At 66.4% G+C, this 23,238-nt stretch carries 20 protein-coding genes; 7 read left to right on the top strand and 13 right to left on the bottom strand.

Features of this window, described 5'->3' with window-relative positions:
• Positions 1-73 precede the first annotated feature (73 nt).
• On the top strand, positions 74-838 hold the full coding sequence (locus tag JWN03_RS11845; protein ID WP_297613762.1) for an SDR family NAD(P)-dependent oxidoreductase: 765 nt from the start codon (positions 74-76) through the stop codon (positions 836-838).
• Positions 839-1,244: 406 nt separating this feature from the next.
• Here JWN03_RS11845 and JWN03_RS11840 read toward each other — a convergent pair whose 3' ends face one another.
• The 7 genes from JWN03_RS11840 to JWN03_RS11810 all read right to left on the bottom strand — a co-directional run bounded on the left by JWN03_RS11840 (position 1,245) and on the right by JWN03_RS11810 (position 11,137).
• On the bottom strand, positions 1,245-3,425 hold the full coding sequence (locus JWN03_RS11840) for an Hsp70 family protein (RefSeq protein WP_297613761.1): 2,181 nt from the start codon (positions 3,423-3,425) through the stop codon (positions 1,245-1,247).
• 552 nt (positions 3,426-3,977) lie between these two features.
• Positions 3,978-5,564 carry an FAD-dependent oxidoreductase gene (locus JWN03_RS11835; RefSeq protein WP_297613760.1) on the bottom strand — a complete coding sequence of 529 codons (1,587 nt, stop codon included), beginning with the start codon at positions 5,562-5,564 and terminating at the stop codon, positions 3,978-3,980.
• Positions 5,565-5,580: 16 nt separating this feature from the next.
• Entirely contained in the window at positions 5,581-6,585 is a 1,005-nt protein-coding gene (locus JWN03_RS11830) for an AurF N-oxygenase family protein (protein WP_297613759.1), read from the bottom strand.
• Positions 6,586-6,736: 151 nt separating this feature from the next.
• Positions 6,737-7,795 carry an Hsp70 family protein gene (locus tag JWN03_RS11825; protein ID WP_297613758.1) on the bottom strand — a complete coding sequence of 353 codons (1,059 nt, stop codon included), beginning with the start codon at positions 7,793-7,795 and terminating at the stop codon, positions 6,737-6,739.
• Positions 7,796-8,084: 289 nt separating this feature from the next.
• On the bottom strand, positions 8,085-9,746 hold the full coding sequence (locus tag JWN03_RS45795; protein ID WP_441342971.1) for an N-acetylmuramoyl-L-alanine amidase: 1,662 nt from the start codon (positions 9,744-9,746) through the stop codon (positions 8,085-8,087).
• 266 nt (positions 9,747-10,012) lie between these two features.
• Positions 10,013-10,483: a ubiquinol-cytochrome c reductase iron-sulfur subunit gene (locus JWN03_RS11815; protein WP_297613757.1), complete on the bottom strand. Its 471-nt coding sequence runs from the start codon at positions 10,481-10,483 to the stop codon at positions 10,013-10,015.
• A 75-nt stretch (positions 10,484-10,558) separates the two neighbouring features.
• Positions 10,559-11,137 carry a sigma-70 family RNA polymerase sigma factor gene (locus JWN03_RS11810; RefSeq protein ID WP_297613756.1) on the bottom strand — a complete coding sequence of 193 codons (579 nt, stop codon included), beginning with the start codon at positions 11,135-11,137 and terminating at the stop codon, positions 10,559-10,561.
• A gap of 281 nt (positions 11,138-11,418) precedes the next feature.
• Between JWN03_RS11810 and JWN03_RS11805 the strand changes: the two genes are divergently transcribed.
• The 4 genes from JWN03_RS11805 (at position 11,419) to JWN03_RS11790 (ending at position 13,255) form a co-directional block, all read left to right on the top strand.
• Positions 11,419-11,733: a hypothetical protein gene (locus JWN03_RS11805; protein WP_297613755.1), complete on the top strand. Its 315-nt coding sequence runs from the start codon at positions 11,419-11,421 to the stop codon at positions 11,731-11,733.
• 78 nt (positions 11,734-11,811) lie between these two features.
• Positions 11,812-12,114, top strand: a complete 303-nt coding sequence (locus tag JWN03_RS11800) for a hypothetical protein (protein ID WP_297613754.1) — start codon at positions 11,812-11,814, stop codon at positions 12,112-12,114.
• A complete protein-coding gene (locus JWN03_RS11795) occupies positions 12,107-12,424 on the top strand; it encodes a hypothetical protein (RefSeq protein ID WP_297613753.1) in 318 nt (105 codons plus the stop codon). The genes JWN03_RS11800 and JWN03_RS11795 overlap by 8 nt, the downstream gene beginning before the upstream one ends.
• A 78-nt stretch (positions 12,425-12,502) precedes the next feature.
• Entirely contained in the window at positions 12,503-13,255 is a 753-nt protein-coding gene (locus JWN03_RS11790; protein WP_297613752.1) for an alpha/beta fold hydrolase, read from the top strand.
• 37 nt (positions 13,256-13,292) lie between these two features.
• Here the strand turns inward: JWN03_RS11790 and JWN03_RS11785 are convergent, their stop codons facing one another.
• The 4 genes from JWN03_RS11785 to JWN03_RS11770 all read right to left on the bottom strand — a co-directional run bounded on the left by JWN03_RS11785 (position 13,293) and on the right by JWN03_RS11770 (position 17,632).
• Positions 13,293-14,672 (bottom strand): bifunctional lysylphosphatidylglycerol flippase/synthetase MprF, encoded by a 1,380-nt coding sequence (locus tag JWN03_RS11785; RefSeq protein WP_297613751.1) that lies wholly within the window; start codon positions 14,670-14,672, stop codon positions 13,293-13,295.
• 109 nt (positions 14,673-14,781) lie between these two features.
• Positions 14,782-15,780, bottom strand: coding sequence for a DUF5996 family protein (locus tag JWN03_RS11780; protein ID WP_297613750.1), 999 nt, complete (start codon positions 15,778-15,780; stop codon positions 14,782-14,784).
• Positions 15,781-15,872: 92 nt separating this feature from the next.
• A complete protein-coding gene (locus JWN03_RS11775; protein ID WP_297613749.1) occupies positions 15,873-16,520 on the bottom strand; it encodes an FMN reductase in 648 nt (215 codons plus the stop codon).
• A complete protein-coding gene (locus JWN03_RS11770) occupies positions 16,517-17,632 on the bottom strand; it encodes an LLM class flavin-dependent oxidoreductase (RefSeq protein WP_297613748.1) in 1,116 nt (371 codons plus the stop codon). The genes JWN03_RS11775 and JWN03_RS11770 overlap by 4 nt, the downstream gene beginning before the upstream one ends.
• A gap of 225 nt (positions 17,633-17,857) precedes the next feature.
• Here JWN03_RS11770 and JWN03_RS11765 point away from each other — a divergent pair, with 225 nt between their 5' ends.
• The gene (locus JWN03_RS11765; protein ID WP_297613747.1) at positions 17,858-18,169 is read left to right on the top strand and encodes a hypothetical protein; all 312 of its coding nucleotides are present in this window, start codon (positions 17,858-17,860) and stop codon (positions 18,167-18,169) included.
• A gap of 130 nt (positions 18,170-18,299) precedes the next feature.
• Here JWN03_RS11765 and JWN03_RS11760 read toward each other — a convergent pair whose 3' ends face one another.
• Together JWN03_RS11760 and JWN03_RS11755 are read right to left on the bottom strand one after the other, a co-directional pair.
• Positions 18,300-20,201: an alkyl/aryl-sulfatase gene (locus JWN03_RS11760; protein WP_297613746.1), complete on the bottom strand. Its 1,902-nt coding sequence runs from the start codon at positions 20,199-20,201 to the stop codon at positions 18,300-18,302.
• 49 nt (positions 20,202-20,250) lie between these two features.
• A complete protein-coding gene (locus JWN03_RS11755; RefSeq protein WP_297613796.1) occupies positions 20,251-22,092 on the bottom strand; it encodes an alkyl/aryl-sulfatase in 1,842 nt (613 codons plus the stop codon).
• Between the two features lie 463 nt (positions 22,093-22,555).
• Here JWN03_RS11755 and JWN03_RS11750 point away from each other — a divergent pair, with 463 nt between their 5' ends.
• Positions 22,556-23,188 (top strand): TetR/AcrR family transcriptional regulator, encoded by a 633-nt coding sequence (locus JWN03_RS11750; protein WP_297613745.1) that lies wholly within the window; start codon positions 22,556-22,558, stop codon positions 23,186-23,188.
• Positions 23,189-23,238 lie beyond the last annotated feature (50 nt).

Below are 23,238 nucleotides of genomic sequence, written 5' to 3'. Positions count from 1 at the left end.
GCCAGCCCCGGCCTTGAACCTTTCGTTTACTAGACATGTCAACGAAAGCAGTTCACAGGCAAGGGGAATGGTCATGATGGGTAACCGATTCGCGTCGAAGGTCGTGCTGATCACCGGGGCCACCTCGGGAGTCGGTGCGGCAGTGGCACATCGGATCGCCGCCGAGGGTGGCGCGGTGGTGCTCGGCGCGCGCGGCAAGGAGGCCGGTGACCGGGCCGCCGAGGATATCCGCGCCGCCGGCGGGCGCGCACTGTTCGTGCCGACCGATGTCACCGTGGAGTCCGACGTGGCACGCCTGACCGCGGCCGCCGTGCACGAATTCGGCCGCCTGGACGCCGCTTTCAACAATGCCGGCGCGATCAATGTCTTCGGCCCCGTGCAGGATATCGACGAGGCGGGCTGGCGCGCCGACCTGGAGCTCAACCTCACCGCCGTCTACTACGGCCTGCATCACCAGGTTCCGGCACTGGCGGCCACCGGCGGGGGCGCGATCCTCAACAACGCGTCCAATCTGGGCGTGGTCGGCATGGGTTCGGTGGCGCCCTACGTGTCGGCCAAGCACGGCGTCATCGGCCTCACCCGCGCCGTAGCCCTGGAAACCGCCGATCAGAACATCCGAGTCAACGCCCTGGTGTCCGGCGCGGTAGACACCCCCGCCTACCGCAATTCCATGGGATCCACCCCCGAGGGCGAAGCCATGGTCGCCGCCCTGCACCCGATGGGGCGCATCGCCCAGCCCGAGGAGATCGCCGCCTTCTGCGCCTTCCTCCTCAGCGACGAAGCCAGCTTCATCACCGGCGCGGCCCTGGCCGCCGACGGCGGCTTCACCGCCCGCTGAGGAAAGGACCTGGCCCACCCTGCGCCTGGGCACTGAGCGCGGGGTGGGCCGGTCCGTTCGACGCCGGGGTGGGGGTTCGAGGGGTTCCACACCCACCCGCGTCGCCGTCTTTTATTGGGGCACTGTGCAAGTGAAGCCAGTGGCGGTCAAGGCCGAGCCCGGCCGGAAGATGTACTCGACGCGAGTCCGGCCATCACGGCTCCGCCCGGCCCGAACAGGTGCTCGACGCGAGTCCGGCCATCACGGCTCCGCCCGGCCCGAACGGGTGCTCGGCGCGGGTAGCTGGCCTCTGACGCACAGCAGTTGCATTCGACGTCGTGACGCGTAATCGCTCGGGTCCGCTCGTTTTGCACCGAGTCCCGACCAGGAGCCTCCGCCGCCGCACGATGCCACGTGTCCCAGCCGGCTAGCGATGGCCGCCACCGCCTCCACCACCACCGTGACCTCCGCCGCCGCCGGCGCCACCGCCACCAGCGCCGCCACCAGTTCCGCCGCCGTGGGCAGCGCCACCGCCGCCACCGCCGGTCGCACCGCCACCACCCATGCCACCGCCGGACGTGGCGCCACCACCACCGGCGCTCGTACCGCCACCGGAAGTTGTGCCACCGCCCGTCGCGCCGCCACCGGAAGTTGTTCCGCCGCCGGTTGTTCCGCCACCCGTGGTGGAGCCGCCGGATGTCGAACCGCCGCTGGTCCCGCCTCCGGTGGTCGAGCCGCCACCCGTGGTGCCACCCCCTGTTGTGGCACCACCGCCGGAAGTCGTTCCACCGCCGGTTGTGGAGCCACCAGTCGTTCCACCGCCGGTCGTAGAGCCGCCAGTCGTTCCACCGCCGGTCGTAGAGCCGCCCGTGGTTCCGCCACCGGTCGTAGAGCCGCCAGTCGTTCCACCACCGGTCGTAGAGCCACCGGTGGTTCCTCCGCCGGTAGACGCTCCGGAAGTTGTTCCGCCCGTGGTCGAACCACCGGTGGTCGTGCCACCCGTGGTGGTACCGCCCGTGGTCGTTCCACCGCCTGCAGTTGTGCCACCGCCGGTCGTCCCGCCAGCACCGGAAGTTGTTCCACCAGGCGAGGTTTCGCCACCGGTGCCACCGGTAGTGGTGCCGCCGCCGATTGTTGTGCCAGGGCTCGCCGGGGCGGTTCCGCCGGAATCCGTTCCACCAGGCGCGGTTCCGGGCGCACCCGGTGCGGACTGACCGGGCTGAGGTGCACTGTTGCCGGGCTGCGCAGGTGGCCCGGGGAGGGTCCGGGGCAGGCTGACGGAGGGGATCTGCCCCGGGTAGGTGCCCAGCAAGAAGGGTGAGGCGAAGGGCAGTGGATTGATGAATTGAGCCGGGTTCGCGTACGTGGGAACGTCTTCCACCACGCGGGTTTCGCAGTGGCCGCCGGGACCGGTGTCCACGGGATGGCCCGCGGTCCAGTTCTGGGTGACGGTGGCCGGCATCGGACCGTAGCTGGTGATAACGGCCGCAGTAACCACACGATGCACGCGGACCATACCGTCGGGAGCGGGGGTGGCGTCTTCGAGGAGCAGGACATCGCCCGCACCGAGCGCCGCACCGCCCGCGTCGGTGCCGGGGGCCGCCTGCAGCGTGGGCGGTCCGGCCACGGGCCCGCCGAGCACGGTGGCAGCCGACATGGCGAGCGCGGAAGCGACTGCGGCGCCGGAGAATACCGCCGCCCGCGGCGCGTACCTGCCGATGGCGGAGCCGGTATCGACGCTCCGGAAGGCCGCGATGGCCGCACCTACCGCCACGGTATGCGCCGGATCGGGCGACATGATGACGGGCCGCCCCAGATCGGCGAGCACCCGCGCCACCTCGATCGGCCGGGACGCGCCGCCGATGAGCAGCACCCGGTCGACATCCTCCATGGCCAGCCCGGTCTGGTGCACACAGGCCCGCACCACCCGTAGCGAATTGCGAATGTGCCAGCTGCGCAACCGATTCGTATCGGAGGCCGAGACCACCGCCGACACCGGCTGCGCCGCATCGGGCGCGATACTGCGGGCGTACCGCGCCAGCAGCGCACCGAGCGGCCGGCCGCCGTAGTCGTAGGAGCGTTCGGCGTACCCGAGAATGCCGCGTTCCTCACGATCGGCCTCGGTGCGCACCACCGAGACATCGAGACAGTTGCCGCCCAGGTCGTAGACGAGGGTGATGCCGGAACTCGAGATGCCGTACTCGTTGTCCAGCCATTCCACGGCCGCAACGGATTCCGGCATGAGCATGACGTCCGCGGCGCCCGACCAGTCCAGCGCCCGGCGCAGCCGCGTCACATGCTTATCGGTGTAGCAGGCGGGATAGGTCGTCACCGCCGGCGCTTCGGGCGCATTGGTTTCGATGAATCCGTTCACCACCGCCGCGATCAGATCAGCCGGTGACCAGATACGCCCGCCGATAACCACCGGGTCCGGATCTGCGGTGAGATCCGCGAAATCGGTGACCACCGGGGCGAAGCGAGGAATGCCTCCGATACGTGCACCGCCCGCGCTGTCGAACGTCACAGCGGTCCGCCGAACCCGAACGGCGGGCCGGTTCGAACCACCGGCCGCAGTTGCCCATACGGAGTTCACTGTGCCGATGCTCATGCCAAATCCAACAGTCATCGCTATCCCGTCAACGCACCGAGACCACGGCCTCACAGGCGTACCAACCATGTGGACGCGGTCGTTTACCAAACAGCTGGTTCAGGTTAACTGGCACATGCCGGATGTGAATATCGAATCCGGAGAAAAGATTTCGCGTCCAGTAGCGAAGTTGGCGAATCTACTGGTCAGGCAAGTTATGCATCAAGATCGAATCGAACTGGACACCAAGAGAGTTGAGAAACAGGCGCCTTGTGGCTACAGACCAGCGAACGGCTAATTCATACCAACCGGTCGCTGATAAGTGTCCGGAAAAGAAAACCGCAACGTCAGTTTGAATGCGCAGATTGCCGATCACTGGTCGGTTGCTGCTGCTGAGTTCCCCACCCGCAGCGCCTCATCGGCCGTGATTCAGAGTCAAATCGTTCCTACTACCAGACATGTCGTACTGGACAAACGCAGCATTACAACTCACACAACACAATCCGTATACAAAGAAAAAAACCGCCCCGTACGACCTGAGGTCATACGGGGCGGTCTGTTGGTTACTGCGCGCTAGCGGCTGCGCACCAGCAGCGGCAGCCGTCGCCGCGGCTTGTTCACCGCACCGCCGCGAATGGCATGCGGCTGACGCGCACCGACCAGTCGGTCGAAATCATGTGCGCCCCGGCCCGGTTCGCCCAACCGGCCCGCATTGAAGTCGTCGACCAGCTGCCGCACCGTCTCCTGCGCACAGGACTTGTTGGTGCCGATGAACCCGGTCGGCCCACGCTTGATCCAGCCGGTCACATACGCGCCCGGCACCACCGAACCACCGGCGGCCTCCAGCACCCGCCCGTCGAGGTTCGGGATCACACTGGCCCGCTCGTCGAAAGGCAGCCCGGTCAGCGGCACCCCGCGGTAACCGACGGAGGTGAGCACCAGGCCGGTCTCCAAAAGGTCGGTCTCCGCGGTGGATTCGGCCCGCACCACACCGTCGGCGCCGGTGACGAGCGTATTGCGCACCACCTCGACACCGGTCACATGGTCCACACCCGCGAAGGCGGTGGGCGAGGACAGGAATCGGAAGATGATCCGCTTGCGTGCTCCGACAGGGCGATCGGCCAGCCCGCGCAGCAGCTTCAGCTTCTGCTCGACCTTCTGCGACATCGTCGCATCGGTCTCCGGAATATCACCTTCGACCACAATGTCCACATCGGCACCGAGCAGACCCACGAATTCCGGCACCGTGAAGGCGGATTCGGCGGGCCCGCGCCGGCCGAGCACAACCACTTCCTCGATCTTGCTGCGGCGCAGGGCGGTCAGCACGCGCGGCGCGACATCCGTACCGACCAGCAGTTCCGGATCGGTGGTGAGAATGCGCGCCACATCCAGCGCCACATTGCCGTTGCCGACAATGACGGCCCGCCGCTGCGACAGCTCGAAGTACCGACCGGCATGGTCGGGATGCCCGTTGTACCAGGCCACGAACTCGGTGGCGGAGACACTGCCAGGCAGCCCCTCCCCCGCGATGCCGAGCTTGCGATCGCTCGACGCACCGACGGCGTAGATCACCGCGTGATGATGCGCCAGCAGCTCGTCGTGCGAAATATGTTCCCCGACATTCACATTCAGATACGACCCGAAGCCGTCCTGCGCGGAGATCACATCGAACAGCTTGCCGACCTGCCGCGTGCCGGTGTGATCCGGCGCGACACCGAAGCGGGCCAGACCGTACGGCGTGGCCAGCCGGTCGAAGACGGTCACCGAAACGCCGTGCTGGGTCAGCAGTTCATCGGCCGCGTACATGGCCGACGGACCGGATCCGACGATCGCCACCCGCAGCGGCTCCCGCCCGGGCTTGACCTCCGCCGCCGGAATCGGCTGCGCCAGCAGCGGCCGCGGCCGCTCCTCGCGGTAGAAGTCGGCATTGATCTCGATAAAGGGCAGCTGCGCATCGGTCAGCTTCTTCGTCGAGGTGATGGCGTCCACCGGGCAGGCAGTCGCACACGCACCGCAGTCCACGCACGCCTGCGGGTCGACGTACAGCATCTCCGCCGTCCGGAAATCCGGCTCATCGGGCGTGGGATGGATGCAGTTGACCGGGCAGGCGTACACGCAAGACGCGTCGCTGCAACATGATTGGGTGACTACGTACGGCACTGTACGTCCCCTGTCCTCAGGCGGCTTTGCTGGAGCGGTTCGGCTCCGAGCGGTAACGGGAGGCAGCGCCGGCAATGCCGAGCAGCTTCCACACCCGCTTCGAAATCGGGTTCATCAGACCGATCTCGTTGGCCAGCGCGCGTACATCGATGAAGTAATCACTGAAGACCTGCTTGGCGTCCTTGGAGCCGTAGAACAGCTCCTTGCGCACCTGCTCGGGCACATCGAACTCGTCGAAGAACGCCTTGGGCGGTGTCACGATGGAACGCCCCAGGATGAACATGACGATCGGCATGGCGATCGAGAGCACCACCCGGCTGGGCAGATTCTTCTCCGGCACATGGCGCTTGAGGAATTCGTGCGCGAACGAGATGTGGCGTGCCTCCTCCGCGACATGAATCGCCATGACGCCGCGCATGATCGGGTGCACCTCCTCGCCCGAACGCAGGATCTGCTTCTGGATGTGGTCGATCGGCTCCTCGCCGGCGAGCACGGCCATGAAGAACAGGTTCGGGAACAGCACCGCGACGGGTACGGCGACCTGACGGAACTGCCGCACCAGCGGGCCCATACCGGGCACGTCGGCGCCGATGCGGTTCACCATCTCCTGGAACATCAGGGTGTGGTTCAGCTCTTCGGACATCTCGTGCGTGCAGTACCGGAATTCCGGATCACCGTTCGCGAGGCCGAAGGTGTGGTTCACCATGCCGCTGATCAGAATGGACTCGAACTGCAGGCCGACCTTGGCGACATTGGCCTGGCGGTACTTGCCGACCTCGATCTTCTGCTCCTCGGAGAGGGCGAGATACCAGGGGTGGCGGCCGATGGTGTCGGCGGAGGCGGGCAGAATCCAGCGTTCGGGCTTCGCGTTCGGATCGAAGTCCGGGTTCTCCCAGTCGATATCCTCGTACGGATCGAAGCTCTTGTTGACCGATCCCTCGGAAAGCAGCAGCAGCTTCTGCGCGTATTCGAGAGCTTCGGCAACTACGGGGTCATCGACGTGGGTCGCGGTCGGGGACATCGTCGTCACCTCTCCTCTTCCAGCATTGGCGTTATCTGTATCTAATGGTTACACCAAACTGGAGAAGCGTCAACCAGTGCTAGCAAGATGCTTGCACGTGTCGACCCCACCCGATCCATGATCGGGGGCAAACCGGCTGGTAACCGGCGGATTACAGGGCTGCCACCCGGGTGACCCGGCGGAACAGATCAGCTAGCACATGATGGCGATGCGTCGAAGAATCCTGTGACTGCGCCATCTGCCGGGCCACGATGGCCGCACCGTCGGCAATGGTGCGTTCCGGATCGGGCGCCACGGTCACCGGGCGAGCCAGCTGTTTCGCCAGCACGTCCGCGACCTCCGGCGGACGGGCCGCACCTCCGACCACCAGCACCCGATCGACGTCGGCCATGGTGACATCGGCGATGCGCAGGCATTTGTAGACCAGCCTCAGCGAGCTCTCCACATGTTCGGTGCGCAGCGCCCCCGTATCGGAATCGGAGCTCACCCGGGAGATCACCGGCGCATCCGAAATGCGGCGCAAGCGCTTGGCGACCAAACCACCGAAGGCCCGGCCGCCGAAGTCGGTGGAGTGCAACGGCAATCCGACGATCGGATTACTGGGCGCGCCCGCACCCACTCGCACCAGCGTCACATCGAGCCCGGAGCCGCCGAGGTCGTAGATGAGCGCCAGCCCCGGCATGAGCGGACCGCGCTGCGCCGCCAGCCAGGCGGCCGCGGCCACCGGTTCGGGCAACAGCTCGACACCCCGCAGCCCGACGCCGTCGAGCGCGGTGCGCAGATCGATCACCAGATTTTCGGAGTACCCGGCCGGGTAGGTCACGGTAATAGCGATGTCCGCCTTACCGTTCTGCCCCGCCGGAGCCTTCCCCAGCACCTCCTCGATCACGCTGTGGGCCACGGTGGCAACAAGATCCGCGGCCGACAACGCTCGGTGACCGACCCGCGCGACCGGCGCCTCGCGCTGGGTCAGGTCGGCGAATTCGGTAATGACCCGCCCGTGCCGCGGAATGCGGCCGACCCGGGCGGTACCGGAACTGTCGAAGGTGAGGGTGGTGCGCCAGGTGGTGGGCGGCGGAGCACCGCGGCGAGCCGCTGATTGGGCACCGCGGCGAGCCGCTAATTGGACACCGCGGCGAACCGACCGATCGGCGGCCGTCACACACACCGTATTTACCGTGCCGATACTCAAGCCCACACCGAACGCCATCACATCCACCTCGATCGACCAGTCGCACCACGCGGCCGCACTGTCGTCAGCCGTCGTGACCCGACCCGGGATTCATGCAACTCCTGCGCCGAATGCTTGCCAACCACCGGACACGAGGTTGTCCGCACGTGCACCTCCTGGGCCGTGCAACCGCGCCTGCCAGGCCGGGGGCACCGGACACGCAGCCGGTCACGTCGATCGCGAAGTGTTTGCCCGACTTGCTACGAAAATCGCCCCCGCTCCGAATGATTCGGAGCGAGGGCGATTCGATGGAACTATGCCGCCGGAACTACTTGGCGGCAGACGGCAGCAACGAAGTGCTCAGCGCGGACACCACGCTGTAGGCCAGGTTGACCAGATCCGAGGCGACACCGTTCTGCCCCATGAGCATCTTGGCCAGCGGGCCGAACATCTTCATGGCGGCCTGCACCAGACCACTCATCGACTCGACGTCCAGGAGATCGCCGGCCTTGGAGCTCTTATCGGTCGTGGACGGAGCCGTCTGCGCACCGGGACTCGTTTGCGCACCCGGACTTGTCTGCGCACCGGGACTCGCCTGCCCCGGATTGGGAATCGCGCCCGGATTGGACTGCGGGATCTGCGGTGCGGAGTAGCCCGGCCCCTTGGGTTCGATCGGGGCCGCGATCGGCCGCACCCCACCCGGAAGACCGGCGGCCGCATTGCTGAGCTTGAACGGCGCACCCGGAACCGGCGGAACCGGAGGCTGCGGCTGAACGCCCGGCTGCGACTGCGCGGGCGGACCCGGCAGGGCAACCTGCGGCTGCACCGGACCCTCCGGCACGGTCGTGGGAGCGACAGTCTGTGCCGGAACCGCTTGCGGCTGAGCCGGAACCGGCGGCTCGGACGGCGCCGGAGATCCCGACGGGACCGGCGGCTCGGACGGCGCCACGGCACCCTGCGGGACCGCTTGCGGCTGCGGCTGACCCGCACCGTTCTGCGGCACCGGCGGCTGTGTAGTCGGAACCACCGTCGTAGTCGGAACCACCGTCGGCTCCGGGCTCTGCGGCGCGAGCTGCGCCCCACCCTGCGGTAATGCCTGCGGGCGGATATCGCTCGCCGACGGCACCTGCAATTGCGCGGGCTGCGCCGGCGCCGGCGCGGCCGGCCCGACGGCCTGTTCCGCGCTGCTCGGCGGGATCGCGATGCCGAGCAGGTAGGACACCACACCGGTGGTGATGGTGACCGCGTGCCGCAGCTGACCCTCCTGCGATTCCAGCAGGGCCGCGTCCTCGGCATTGGCGCCGTTCCCCATTTCGAGGAAGACATCCGGCACCGTGGTCAGTGCCGGTCCGGCGATATCGGCGCGCGACTGCAACCCATCGACCGCGCCGTTGTAGGCGGCGACCGGGAATCCGGCCTGCGCGTACGCATCTCGCATGGCCTTGCTGGCCGCCAGGCCCGCGCCGGACTGCACCTCATTGGCCTTGGGATCCGAGACCGGCAGCTGCGGGATGATCAGGTGGAAGCCGCGCGCATCGGCGGCGGCGCTGTCGGCGTGAATGCTGACAGCGATGTCGGCGCCGGATTGGTTTGCGGCATGGGCGCGTTCATCGACGCACCCACCCCAGCCGGTGTCATCGGGGCGGCTCATGACGACATGAGCCCCGAGTCCCTCCAGCGAGGTGCGCACCAATTGGGCGACATCCCAGTTGATGGTGTGTTCGGCGATTCCGTGCAGGCTGGTCATGCCGGTGGTCTGGCATGCCTTGGTGCCGCCGCGGCCGTCATTGACCTGCTTGGCGACATCCTGATTGTGGTTGGGGCCCTGATGACCCGGGTCCAGGAAGACGGTTTTCCCGGCCAGCCGTTGCGGCAGGTCCGGCAAAACGGGCGATGCGAGAGTTGTCGCCGGGATCAACCCGGCCACTGTCGAAAATGCCGCGGCCGTTACGGCGGTGAAGATACCGGCCTTGACCATGTTCGGCTTCATACGCGGCGGCGCTCCCTGGGCACGGGGCGCCCCTCCCTTCCCACTAGTAACACCAAACCCAGCAGTTCACTGTGGCCCCACCAGTTATCATCTGGCAAGCATGGTGATCAACTTGTTACTTGTGGTCAAGCGCCCAATATGCATATGCCGAACCGATTTGCGGCCACTTGGGCAAACACAGAGCTTCGCCACCGCGCGCGGACCGGGGGATCTCCCGTCAGAGCTGGTCCGACCGCACGGAAGCGAATATTCGTATCCGGGTAGCGCTAGCCCGACACGACGGCATCGCCATCGACATGCACGGCCCTGGCATCCAGCGCACGCGGTGCGGGCCCGCCGGCGACACTGCCGTCGAGATGGAAAGTGCTGCCGTGACACGGGCATTTGATCAGCCCGTCGGTGACCTCGCTGACCTTGCAGCCGAGGTGGGTGCAGGTGGAGGAGAAACCGGCGAAAGCGCCGGCACTCGCCTGCGTAATGACGGTGTCACCCTTGATGACCCCACCGCCGACCGGCACCTCGGCGGTCTTGGCCAGTTCGACACTGCCGTCCTGCTTCGTATTCGCAAGTCCGTTCGGCTTGTCCTGCGGTCCGTTCGGCGCGGCTGATGCTTTTTCGCTTGCGCTGGTACTGCTGCAGGCCGCCACGGTCAGCGCGGTAGCGGCCACTCCTGTCACGACCAGTGCTGTCCGGCGATCCAGCCGGAAGCCGCCGGGCGCCACATGCTGTTCGGTCATGGGCTTACTCCTCGATCGAGTGCGGACGAGTGCCGTCCACACCTGTGTGACGTCGCAGCCCCGCCGGAGGTTCACTCAGGCACTGACCGGCAGGCGGCGCAGCGAGCGCAGGGCGTAGTGCACGCGGGTCTTGACCGTGCCGACGGGGATGCCCAGATCGGCGGCCACGTCCTGGTAGGCGCGGTCGCGCAGGATGACCTGGACGACGGCGTCGCGCTGCGGTCCGGGCAGGTGGGCGAGGAGTTCGGCGACCAGGAGGCCGTCGGCGAGCCGATCGGTGAAGTCGGGTCCGGCGCAGCGGCCCTCGGCGACATCGGTGATCTCGTCCCAGTTGGCGTCGCCGGGCCGGGCGGTGCGCACCCGGGCGATGTCGGTGAGGATATTGCGCTCGATGGTGAGCAGCCAGGTGCGGACGCTGCCGCGGTTCGGGTCATAGCTGGCGCAGGCCTTCCAGGCCCGCAGCAAGGTCTCCTGAACAGCATGTTCGGCGAGCCCGGTATCGCCGAGCCGGCGCAGGGCCCGCCAGTGCAGTAGCGCCTTGTCCGAGGTGAGGACGTCGGAAAGACCGGAGTCGGTACAGAGCCGGGCGCAGTCGGTGGCGCAGGTGAGCGGGCCGGTACCGGCACCGTCCGCGAGCGGGCGAAGACTTCTCATATCTGAATATCGTCGGCAGGGGCAAGAAGAGCATCGAAGTTCGGTACCGGATTTTCGGCGGCAAATCGCACAATCGAAACCGGTTTGTACGCAATCAATTACGCGGAACGCCCGAAACGGACGCCCGATTTCTGATAGACCCCTCCCGGGAGATACGGGGATCACCCAGACCGTGCGCGTTCGCGAGGCCGCGCCGATTCTGTGAGTTCGAGGAGGGAAACACTGTGCGTGCACGCGCGCTCGTGACCGCGGGGGCCATAACTTCCGCGGTGCTTATGTCAATGTCCGGAACGGCCGCCGCCACCCCGGCGGACCAGATCCCGGGTGATGGCCTCTACCTGGTGAATGTCGATATCAAGCCGGGTAACTACGTCTCCGACGGCACCGGCAATGCGGACGCCTGTTTCTGGCGGCGGCTCTGGCATGTGCAGACCGATACCGATTACAACGATCCGAACTACTACGTGATCGCCAGCGACTTCACCCGCCAGCATCCCCTGCATATCGTTATCAAAGCTACCGATGTCGCATTCCGCACCGATAACTGCGGCGCCTGGCGACCGGATCCCAATCCATTGAGCACCGGCTCGTCTTAGTGACAATTGTCAGTTCATTACCCACTCTCGAACCAGAAACAGCCCCTGAACAGCGGTAGTCTTATGGTAGTCTGAAGTGTGGCAATCGAGTGGTACTTTGCGCTGGCTCAGGTACTGGCCCGCGCCGGGATCGACATCGACGACGTATTCGATCTGGTGAATGCTTGGCTGGCCGGCGAACGCCCGGTATGGCTGCGGCCTGCGGACGACCGCGCTACAGGTATCCGATACGTAGTGCTGTGGGCACGCACCGGAGAGCGTCGTCCGCTCGCGGTCCTGGCCCGCGTCATGGGCCCTGATCTCTACATCTGCGGCGCAAACTACCTACGCCCCGAACAGGTCACCGAATTCGAGAAATGGGAGGCGACCCGCAATGACTGACCCGTACCCCACCAACGCCGACGATATGAACGCCATCATGGATCGACTCACCTACCGCAACGACGAACCGGTGGACGTGCCGGTTCAGACCGGCCAGGACACCGGGGCCGACCTTGTTCCACGATCGATCAAACTGCCAGGCGAGCTCGACACCCGATGCAAGGCTCGCGCATTGCGGCTCGGGATGAGCCAGAGCGCCTACATCCGCTCGTTGATCGAACGCGACCTGGCCCAGGACGAACAGCATGATCGTCCGGTGATGTGGTCGGATCTGGCGCGGATAGTCACCGAGCTAGGCCGCACCGCATGATTGCCGCCTGCGAGGTTAGGGCGCGAATGGCCTGAAATACCATCCTGATGCGGCGGTCGCAGCACTAGCATCGGCCCGATGGCGAAGTTCACGACCTGGGACGGCTTACAGCTCAACTACCGCGTGTGGGAGGGCGAGGGCAGGCCCGTCGTGCTGCAGCACGGCGTTGTCGCCGACACCAATGCGAATTGGATGAGTGTCGGTATCGTGGCGGCGCTGCAGGTCGCCGGGCATCACATCATCTCGCTCGATGCGCGCGGGCACGGGCGCTCGGAGAAGCCGCACGATCCGGCGCGCTACTCCTGGCAGGCCATGACCGCGGATATGCGGGTGCTCTTCGACGAGCTCGGCCTGGACGAGGTTGCGCTGGTCGGATATTCGATGGGCGGGATCATCTCGATCCTGGTGGCGCAGGCCGACGATCGGGTCAAACAGCTGGCGGTGGGCGGCATCGGGTCCGGCGTGGTGGACTGCGGCGGCATCGATTGGCGGGTCATCGAGGCCGCCGATATCGCCGCGGCCATGACAGGCGACGGGTCCACGGCCGCCCCGCAGGCGCGAATGTTCCGCATGCTCGCCGACGTACTCGGCACCGATCGCGAGGCGATCGCGGCACTGGCGGCAGGTCTCGACGAGGCGCCGATCAAGACCGTCGCCGACATCACGATCCCCACCTTGGTGGTCGCCGGTGATGCCGATCCGTTCGCGGCCGAACCGCAGCGGCTGGCCGCCGCGTTCCCGGACGCGCGCCTGGTGACGGTGCCCGGCGATCACCTGGTGGCCACCGCGGATCCCGGTTTCGCCGCAGCCCTGGTGGAGTTCCTGCGCTGAGCCGCAATAGCTCTCGGCACCGAGCCGGGACAGTGGCTCAGTACTGGCGGCGGTGCGGCACGAACTCCAGGGTGAGCAGTGCGACCGCCGCGATCAGCACCTCGCGCCAGCGGATCAGTACGAAGCGCTGATCGCCGAAGGCGTTGAATTTGCGCAGGAACCGGTACAGCGATTCCAGCCGGATGAGCGGATCACCGAGTCGCACAGCCATATACGCCGTCTGCCCGAGCCGGGAGCGCCCCTTCTCCGCGAAGAGTTCCGGAAAAGCCGCGAAGGCCAGCGAGATTCGGGTGATGCCGTGCGCGCGGGCGTACTCGACGAGGTCGACGATCATGCGTTCGTCGAGCCCGTTGGGGGCGTCCTTGCGCCGCCACGGGACGTCCAGGCTCAGCTCGCGGCCGTCGCCGGAGACGCCGTAGCGCTGGAACCCGGCGACCTGGCCGTCGGCGTCGCGGGCCATGACCACCAGCATGCCCGGATGCCGTCCGTCGAGCAGGTGGTCGAGGATCATGGAGAAACCGCGGGTCTGCCGCCCGTGCCCCCATTCGTCGACAATGGCGAGCAGCGTTTCCCGCTGTGGTTCGGTGAGCGCGGCCTCTGGAATCACCTCGGTGGTGACACCGAAGTTGCGGGTGCGGCTGACCGCCTGGCGCAGATTGCGGTAGTGGCGTCCCACCATGTCGAATTTCGCGACCTCGATCACCACGTCCCGCCCGATCGGGACGGCGTGCAGGCCGCGGTGCTCCAGGGCGCGGTGCTGCCAGATCTCGGTGAGTTCCGGGCTCGCTCCCAGTACCGCGATGCGCCAGCCGTGATCACTGGCGAATTCCGAGAATTCGGTGACCAATTCGCGGAATCTGCCCTTGTCACCGATGGGATCGCCCGCGACGACGGCAATGCCCAGGCGAGTCCGGTAGGCGACGGCCGCCGAGGAATCGGCATTGAAGTAGTAGCTCTTGGACGAGTGCAGCGCGAAAGGCGCGACCGGATCGTCCGTGCTGCGCCGCACCAGTTCGGCCACGCGCGGCAGCTGCTCGGGTTGCGGCTTGCTGTTCTGCGGGGCCATCAGGATCAGCCCGGTCGCGGCGAGGAAGAGGAAGCCGACCCCCGCGTGGTCGGTGCGGTAGCTGAAGTTCGCGATCACCAGCACAATGGCGGCCGCGGTGAGATGCGGGAGCGTGAGTGGCCGCCGCAGGTACAGCCCGCGCGCCACGAACAGTCCGGCAATGGAGACCGCCACGAACCAGCCGTGGTCGTTGCCCTGGCTCGACGCGCGTTCGGCCGCCCACGTCAGTACCAGGCTGGCCAGCACCAGGGCACCTATGAGCGGGACCCGAGTGCCCGGTCCAGCGGTGAAAACGGTCTCTCTATAGGCGGTCAGGCCGGAGGTCCGTACCGCCATATTCTCATCAGACATGCCGCTTCCTTTGCTTGCTATGCGGCCCGCTCACCAGTCTTCTCCCCATGGTGATCCTCCTCGGTCCCTATCAACACACTATGCGGGAGAGACGATTCGAAGCACGCAGTTATTCCGGCCATCCCCGCCACGGACTCTCGAGCACGGGGTCGGTAATGCCTCCGGGGCAGGCCAGAGCAGGTGCGTCCCACCCTGCGAGACGCGATCCCGCGGCGTAGGCGGAGTGCAGGAAATCGAGGACCGCACCGACCTGGTCCTCGCTGCGCCGGGCGGCATCGTAGGCGTAGTACGCGGCGTGCGCGGAACCCGACGGCACCCAGTGGGCCTCAGCCGGCTGCAATGGAAGTTCGGTCAGCCCTTCGGGTTCCGGTGCGGTGTAGGAGTAGAAGGTGGGTTCGGGCACCTTGCTGTCGCCGAACCAGAATCCGGCGCTGATCTCCTCGCGTGAATACGCTTCGCGCGTCACGGGATCCACGCTGGCGGGCAGCTCGATCTTGCGGTCGGAGAAGCGCTGCACCGCCAGATCGAAGGTGTGCCAGAAGAGTTGAACCGGGCTGATCTTGCCCGAATAGGTGGCGCTGAACTCTTCGAGAACGCGGGCGACCTGGCTGGTGACATGGAAGGCGCGCTGTGCGGCGACCGGGTCATAGTGGTGATGTTCCTCGTCCTCGGCGAACGGCCGGCCGTGATCGGGCAGATCGTAAGGCGTCGGATGCGCGATGGTGACCTCGATGCCCAGGTTGTCGAGGGCCCGCAGGACCTCGCCGTAGAAGCCGGCCACCGACTGGCCACCGAGCGGGATCTCCTCCTGGGTGCCGCGGTCGCTGGAGATGCGCAGTACGTGGTCGAAGAAATCGAAGGCGCAGGTGAACACGGGACCGTCGGTAGCGGTGCCCAGCGGCACGGTGGTCCATCCGCGCGCATCGACGCGGTAGGTCATATGCCACCAGTGATTGCGGCGGATACCTTTGGCCAGGGCCACCTTGCCGACGATCTGCACAAAGCGGTGCAGCGTCTCCTTGGTCGGCCGCCACGCGTCGAGCGGCAGCGCGGGCAGCGCCTCCCCCGTCGCCGGGCCCAGCGTGCTGGTTCCCGCGGACTCGCCCATGTCCCTACCCACTTTCGTCGAGACGTTCGTGTTCGAGGCCGGCAGTGCGGGGCGGCCGGTATCGGGCAGCCGCCGCAAAGCCTACTCAGCTACTAAGTAGCTATAACATCCGTACGCCGATCGGCTCGCACCCGGTCCCCGCCCAGCAGCTGCGCGAAGGGCACCGGCTCGTCGTACGGATCAGCGGTCACGCGCCCTGGGCGCTGTGCCACCAGATCGGCGAATTCTCCTGCCGCACGAAGAATTCTGTCACTCAGGCCGGTGTCCGCGCCGGAACTTCCGGACCCCCAGTCCTCGGACGCGGCATATACCGACGTCGGCGCGACCACCGCACGCAGATAGGCGAAGAGCGGCCGTACCGCGTGCTCGAGCGCCAGTGAATGCCGTGCGGTACCACCGGTGGCCGCGATGAGCACCGGTTTTCCGATGAGCGAATCCGGTTCCAGCACATCGAAGAAGGTCTTGAACAGGCCGCTGTAGGAGGCATTGAAGATGGGCGTGACCGCGATGATGCCGTCGGCGGTCACCACCTTGTCGATGGCTTCCCGCAAGGCCCCGGCCGCGAACCCGGTGACAAGATTGTCGGCCAGCCCGTGTGCGTGATCGCGCAGCTCGACAATGTCGAATTCGAGATCAGTCCCGGTCAGCGCCACCCCGGTGGCAGCGGCCAGGCGATCGGCCAGCAACCGGGTCGACGAGGGCTGCGAGAGCCCTGCGGAGAGCACCGCGATACGGGTCATGCCTGCACCTCCGAGGTCTGGTCGGCTGCCGCGCCCTCGGTGTTCCGTGCGGCCAGCAGCGCAGCGTGGGTGGGACCGTCCGGTACGTGCGCCGGACGCAGTGCGTCGAATTCCTTGCGCAGCACGGGGACTACTTCCTCGCCCAGCAGATCCAACTGCTCGAGCACGGTCTGCAGCGGCAGTCCGGCGTGATCCATGAGGAACAGCTGGCGCTGGTAGTCGCCGAAGTGCTCGCGGAAGGTCAGCGTCTTGTCGATGACCTGCTGCGGGCTGCCGACGGTCAGCGGCGTCTGATCCATGAAATCCTCCAGCGACGGCCCGTGCCCGTAGACGGGGGCATTGTCGAAGTAGGGCCGGAATTCGCGAATGGCGTCCTGCGAGTTCTTGCGCATGAAGACCTGTCCGCCCAGCCCGACGACGGCCTGATCGGCGGAGCCGTGACCGTAGTGCTCGAAGCGGCGGCGGTAGAGCTCGATGAGCCGCTGGAAGTGCCCGGTGGGCCAGAAGATGTTATTGGCGAAGAAGCCGTCACCGTAGTAGGCGGCCTGCTCGGCGATCTCCGGACTGCGGATGGACCCGTGCCAGACGAACGGCGCGACGCCGTCGAGCGGGCGCGGGGTGGAGGTGAAGCCCTGCAGCGGTGTGCGGAACCGGCCCTCCCAGTCCACGACGTCCTCGCGCCAGAGCCGGTGCAGCAGCGCGTAATTCTCGACGGCCAGTGGAATGCCGTCGCGAATGTCCTTGCCGAACCACGGGTAGACGGGCCCGGTATTGCCGCGGCCCAGCATGAGGTCGACCCGGCCGTCGGCCAGGTGCTGCAGCATGGCGAAGTCCTCGGCGATCTTCACCGGATCGTTGGTGGTGATGAGGGTGGTCGCGGTGGACAGGATGAGGCGCTCGGTGCTCGCGGCGATATAGCCGAGCATGGTGGTCGGCGAGGAGGGCACGAACGGCGGATTGTGGTGCTCACCGGTGGCGAAGACGTCGAGGCCGACCTCTTCGGCCTTGCGGGCTATGGCGACCATGGCCTTGATGCGCTCGGCCTCGGTCGGGGTACGGCCGGTTGTCGGGTCCGCGGTGACGTCGCCGACGGTGAAAATTCCGAACTGCACGGGGACCTCCTGGGCTCACACCCTTTTTGGTGGATATGTCAACCTAATGAACACAGACCCCCGCGACCCTATTCCGGCGGGGTGACCCAGCCCACCCCATGGCTATGATCACACGCAACTAACCTGCGACAACAGCGAAACACACAGTAGTGCAATATGTTTCAAGTTAAGCTGAACATTCCCCGCGCAACGCCGGTAAAACCAGGGACCAGGGGGTAGATCCGAATGGCGGACACGAGCGTCGGTACGGCATATGCCGTCGTCGTCACCGCGGTCAGCGACCCGATGCAGGTGGAGGGTCTCGAATGGGAACGGGCGGTGGAATATCTGCCCAGTCTGGATTCACAGGCCATGCAGAGCTGGGTCCGCGCGCAGGAGGCCACGGGCGTGCCCGTCCGGCACGGCGTGGTCATTCCCGGCCCGCAGCGCCGCGTCGCACCACGACATCCCTACCGGGAGGTGTGCGTTCCACCGGCGGAGTATCAACTCTTCAGCGCGGCGGTCCGGCACCGACCGGAACCCGCGCTGCGCGCATAGAAACCGCTGTGCCACAGCCATTTTCAGAGGCGAAACGGGGCCCTGCCGGACGGTCGGCGGCAGGGCCCCGCATTCGTAATTCGCAGCACGGATGAGGTACGCGCTCCGAATTACGTTGTGGAGACGGTCATTACGGCGTGACGATATTGAAGCCCGGATCCGGTTCGTCGAACAGGGTGACGAGCTTGCCGAAGCTGGCGACATCACCCTCGACCTTGATCGCGCCCGACTTCACGGCGGCGGCCAGGTCCTGTCCGGCGAGCAGGACGCCGATCAGGGTGCCGCGGGTGAGCGTGAAGGTCACATCCGCCGCCGCGAGCTTGCCGGTGTTCGGACGGTCGTAGTGCACCAGCACGCCATTGCGCAGTTCGAGCCGGTGAGTCCGGTTCTCGTCGGTGAAATTCCAGTCGCTGACGGCGGTTTCGTGCCAGGCCTTGGGTCCGTCGAGGCGCAGGGAGATGGCGTCGAAGACCTGCTCCACGGTCAGTGCCGCCAGCATGGTGGGTGAGCTGGCCGCGGTCGGGGTGCCGACACCGCCGTTGCGCAGTTCGTAGGCGCCCATCAGGAAGAAGTTGCGCCAGGGCGCGTTCTCCGCGCCGTAGCCCAGCTGCTCGAAGGTGGTGGCCTGCAGGATCTTCGCGGCCTCGTTGGCCGGGTCGGCGAAGATCACATAGTTCACCACCTGCACCACCCAGCGGTAGTCACCGGCGTCGTAGGCGACCCGCGCCTTCTTCAGCACCTCGTCGGCGCCGCCCATGAACTCCACGTGCCGCTTGGCGTTCTCGACCGGCGGGTGCTCCCACAGGTGCGCCGGGTTGCCGTCGAACCAGCCCATGTAGCGCTGGTAGATGGCCTTCACATTGTGGCTGACGCTGCCGTAGTACCCGTGCGTGTGCCAGGCGTCGGCGATGGCCGGCGGCAGTTCGATCATTTCGGCGATCTCGCTGCCGACGAAGCCCTGGTTCAGTCGCCGCAGCGTCTGATCGTTCAGGTAGGCGTACAGATCCCGCTGCAGCGACATGAATTCCACCAGCCGGTCGGTGCCCCAGGTCGGCCAGTGGTGCGAGGCGAAGACGACGTCCGAATCGCGCGCGAACATATTGATGGATTCGGTGAGGTACTGCGACCACACGTGCGGATCGCGCACCAGCGCGCCGCGCAGGGTGAGCAGGTTGTGCAGGGTGTGGGTGGCGTTCTCGGCCATGCAGAGGGCGCGGTGGTCGGGGAAGTAGAAGTTCATCTCCGACGGCGCTTCGGTGCCGGGCGTGATCTGGAAGATGATCCGGACCCCGTCCACGATCTCTTCCTGCCCGGTGTGGGTGATGTCCTTGTTGGGCGCGATGAGAGTGATAGTGCCCAGCGAATTAGTCTGTCCGAGACCGGATCCCACCGTGCCCCTGGGTCCGCGCGGCAGCACGGCGCCGTACATGTAGCTGGCGCGGCGCGACATGGCGGTGCCCGCGTAGACGTTCTCGGCGACCGCGTGCTCGAGGAAACCGGCCGGGGCGATGACCGGGCAGCGGCCCGCCTCGACGTCTTCGATGGTGGTGACGCCGCGCGCGCCGCCGAAGTGGTCGACGTGCGAGTGGGTGTAGATCAGGCCGGTGACCGGCTTGTCGCCACGGTGTTCGCGGTAGAGCTTCAGACCGGCCGCGGCGGTCTCGGCGGAGACCAGCGGGTCGATGACGACGACGCCGGTCTTACCCTCGACGATGGTCATCTGCGACAGGTCGAGGCCGCGGATCTGGTAGATCCCCTCGGTGACCTCGTACAGGCCCTGCCGGACGTTCAAGCCGGACTGCCGCCACAGGCTGGGGTGCACGCTGGAGGGACAGGTGCCCTCGAGGAAGCCCCAGGTGTCGCTGTCCCACACCACCTTTCCATCGGCATCGTGCACGACGCCAGGTTCGAGCGCGGCGATGAATCCGCGATCGCAGTCCTGCTGGTCGGCGGTGTCGTTGAAGGGCATCTCCGCGAGCGCCTGCTGATGCTGCTGGAAGATGAAATCGCTGGGTTCGGTCTGTGCGCTCACTACCTACTCCTTTTCCTGGCGGTTATGACTGGGCCGAGGGTGTTCCGGGTCAGGGCGTGACGATGGCGAAGTTCGGGTCCGGCTTGTCGAAGAGTCCCTTCATCTGGGCGAGTACGGCGGCATTGCCGTCGATCTTGATGTCGCCCTTGGCAACCGCGGCCTTCATATCGCCGCCGCCGATCATGTTCTGAATGAATCCGCCGCGGGTGAGGGTGATGGTCGCGTCGGGCGCTGCCAGGCCGTCGTTCGGCCAGCGGTCGTAGTGCACCAGTACGCCATTGCGCAGTTCGGAGCGGTGCACCTTGTCGCTCTGGTCGCTGAACTTCCAGTCGGTGACCACGTGCACGTCCCAGGCCTTGGGCCCGTTGACGAACAGCGAGATGGCGTCGAACGCCTGATCCACGGTGAGCGCGGCGAGCAGGCCCTTGGAGTTGGCCGAGGTGGGTGTGCCGAAGGAGCCGTTGCGCAGTTCGTATGCACCGGAGAGGTAGAAATTGCGCCAGGTGGCGTTCTCGGAGCCGTAACCGAGCTGTTCGAAAGCACTGGCCTGCAGGTCTTTTGCCTTCTTATTGCTGTCGTCGGCGAAGATCGCGTAGTTGAGCAGCTGTACGGCCCAGCGATAGTCGGCGTCGTCGTAGGCCTTCTTCGCCTTCTTCAGCACCTCGCTCGCACCACCCATGGCATCGACGTGCCGCTTGGCGTTGTCGACCGGCGGGTGCTCCCACAGGTGCGCCGGATTGCCGTCGAACCAGCCCATGTACCGCTGGTAGATCGCCTTGACATTGTGGCTCACGCTGCCGTAGTAACCGTGTGAGTACCAAGCCTTTTCGATCTCCGGCGGCATCTGCATGGCCTCGGCGATCTCGCTGCCCACCATGCCGGTATTGAGCATGCGCAGCGTCTGATCATTGAGGTAGCCGTACAGATCCCGTTGTGCGGAAAGGTATTCGACGATCTTGGCGGTGCCCCAGAGCGGCCAGTGGTGCGAGGAGAACACCACATCGGACTGGCGCGCATAGAGATTGATGGATTCGGTCAGGTACTTCGACCACACATGCGGATCGCGCACCAGCGCACCGCGCAGGGTGAGCAGATTGTGCAGGGTGTGCGTGGCGTTCTCGGCCATGCAGAGGATGCGGCGATCGGGGAAGTAGAAGTTCATCTCCGACGGGGCCTCGGTGCCCGGGGTCATCTGGAAGACCATGCGCACGCCGTCGATGACGTGCTCCTCACCGGTGGTGTTGATGGTGAGGGTCGGATCGAGGAGGGTGGTGGTGCCGACCGAGGTGGTCTGGCCCAGGCCCGCGCCGATCTGCCCCTTCGGCCCGCGCGGCAGTGCGGCGCCGTACATATAGGCGGCGCGGCGTGCCATGGCGGTGCCGGCGTAGATGTTCTCGGCCACCGCGTGCTCGAGGAATCCGGAGGGCGCGACCACCGGGCAGCGGCCCGCGTCGACATCTTCCCGAGTGGTCACACCCAGCGAACCGCCGAAATGGTCGACATGCGCGTGGGTGTAGATCAATCCGGTGACCGGCTTGTTGCCGCGATGCGCGCGGTACAGCGCGAGCCCGGCGGCGGCGGTCTCATTGGAGATGAGCGGGTCGATGACGATGACGCCGGTCTGCCCCTCGATGAGCGTCATATTCGACAGGTCGAGGCCGCGGATCTGATAGAAGCCGGGCGCGATTTCGTAGAGGCCCTGCTTGATGGTCAGCTGCGATTGCCGCCACAGGCTGGGGTTGGCCGAGGACGGGCAGGTGCCCTGCAGGAAGTTGTAGGAGTCGGTGTCCCAGACCACCTTGCCCTTGTCGTCCTTGATGACACCCGGCTTCAGCGCCTCGATGAAACCGCGGTCGGCATCGGCGAAGTCGGTGGTGTCGGAGAACGGCATGGTCTCGGTGACCTTTTTGTTCGCCACGGCGATCGCATCAGTGGGGTCCGTCTGGGTGGTCGACGGGTTCACCTCGTCCGAGGTGCCGCAGCCGCTCAGCGCGCCGCCGACGCCCACCGCGGCCAGGGCCGCCGCGCCGACGCCGAGCATGCCGCGCCTGGACACCCTGAGTCGGGGGTTCTCCGGGTGCTGCCCGCCCTCGTTCCGATTGCCGTCGACCACGTCGCTCTCCTGCCTCTTCCGACCGAGCGCACCGCAAGCCAGCCACACAGAAATTAGCCAGAGGTTCGCCAGTGTATTGATAAGGATTTGCTCACGGCCCTGATGACGCATTCCAATGCGCAACCCGTGTTTGCCGTCTGTAGCTACTCTAACCACTATTGCAGTTAGACTGCAATAGTGGGGGCGCGAATCTCTCGAACCCACCATGGACCGCTGGGAGGCGCTGTGATCGGATGCAGGCATGAGTGACGGCACCACCGAACCCGCGAGTGAAAGCCCCACAGTGCGGCGCCGCCGGCGCAATCCGGAGCAGACCCGCAAGGCGATCGTCGATGCCCTGCTGACGGCCATCAAGGACGGCAAATTCCTGCCGACCGCCAAGGACATCGCCGACCGCGCAGGCGTTTCCGAGCGCAGCATCTTCGTGCACTTCCCGGGCCGCAACGATCTGCGCATCGCCGCGGTCGAGGCGCAGTCGGAGTACGTGGAAACGCTTATCGCGGCACCGGATCCGCAGCTGCCCCTGGACGCGCGCATCGACGCGGTCATCGCGCAGAGCGAGGCGATCTTTGCCGCGCAACGCAATCCGCGACTGCTCGGCCTGCTCGAATCGCAATCGATTCCGGTGCTCGACGAGCGCATGCGCACGACCGACGGCCGCACCCGCGACGGTCTGGCGCGTGCCTTCGCCACCGAATTGCATCGTGACGGCGGCACGGACCAGGAATTGCTGGATCTGGTCGAGGCCACGGTGGGCTGGGCGTACCGGCACCAGCTGGTCGATCGGCGCGGCCTGTCACAGGGGGCGGCGTCCCGGGCGATCGCCCGGGCACTGCGGGCACTGCTGGGCGGCAAGGATTCCGGCGCCGCCTAGGCTGCGCCGACTACCCCGGACACGCCGATACCGCCGATCCGATCAGGACC

This window comes from Nocardia sp. (genome assembly GCF_025465275.1).
GTDB lineage: Bacteria > Actinomycetota > Actinomycetes > Mycobacteriales > Mycobacteriaceae > Nocardia.
Note: the sequence above shows the minus strand (reverse complement) of the source record. Positions and strands in the feature narration are given on the sequence as shown.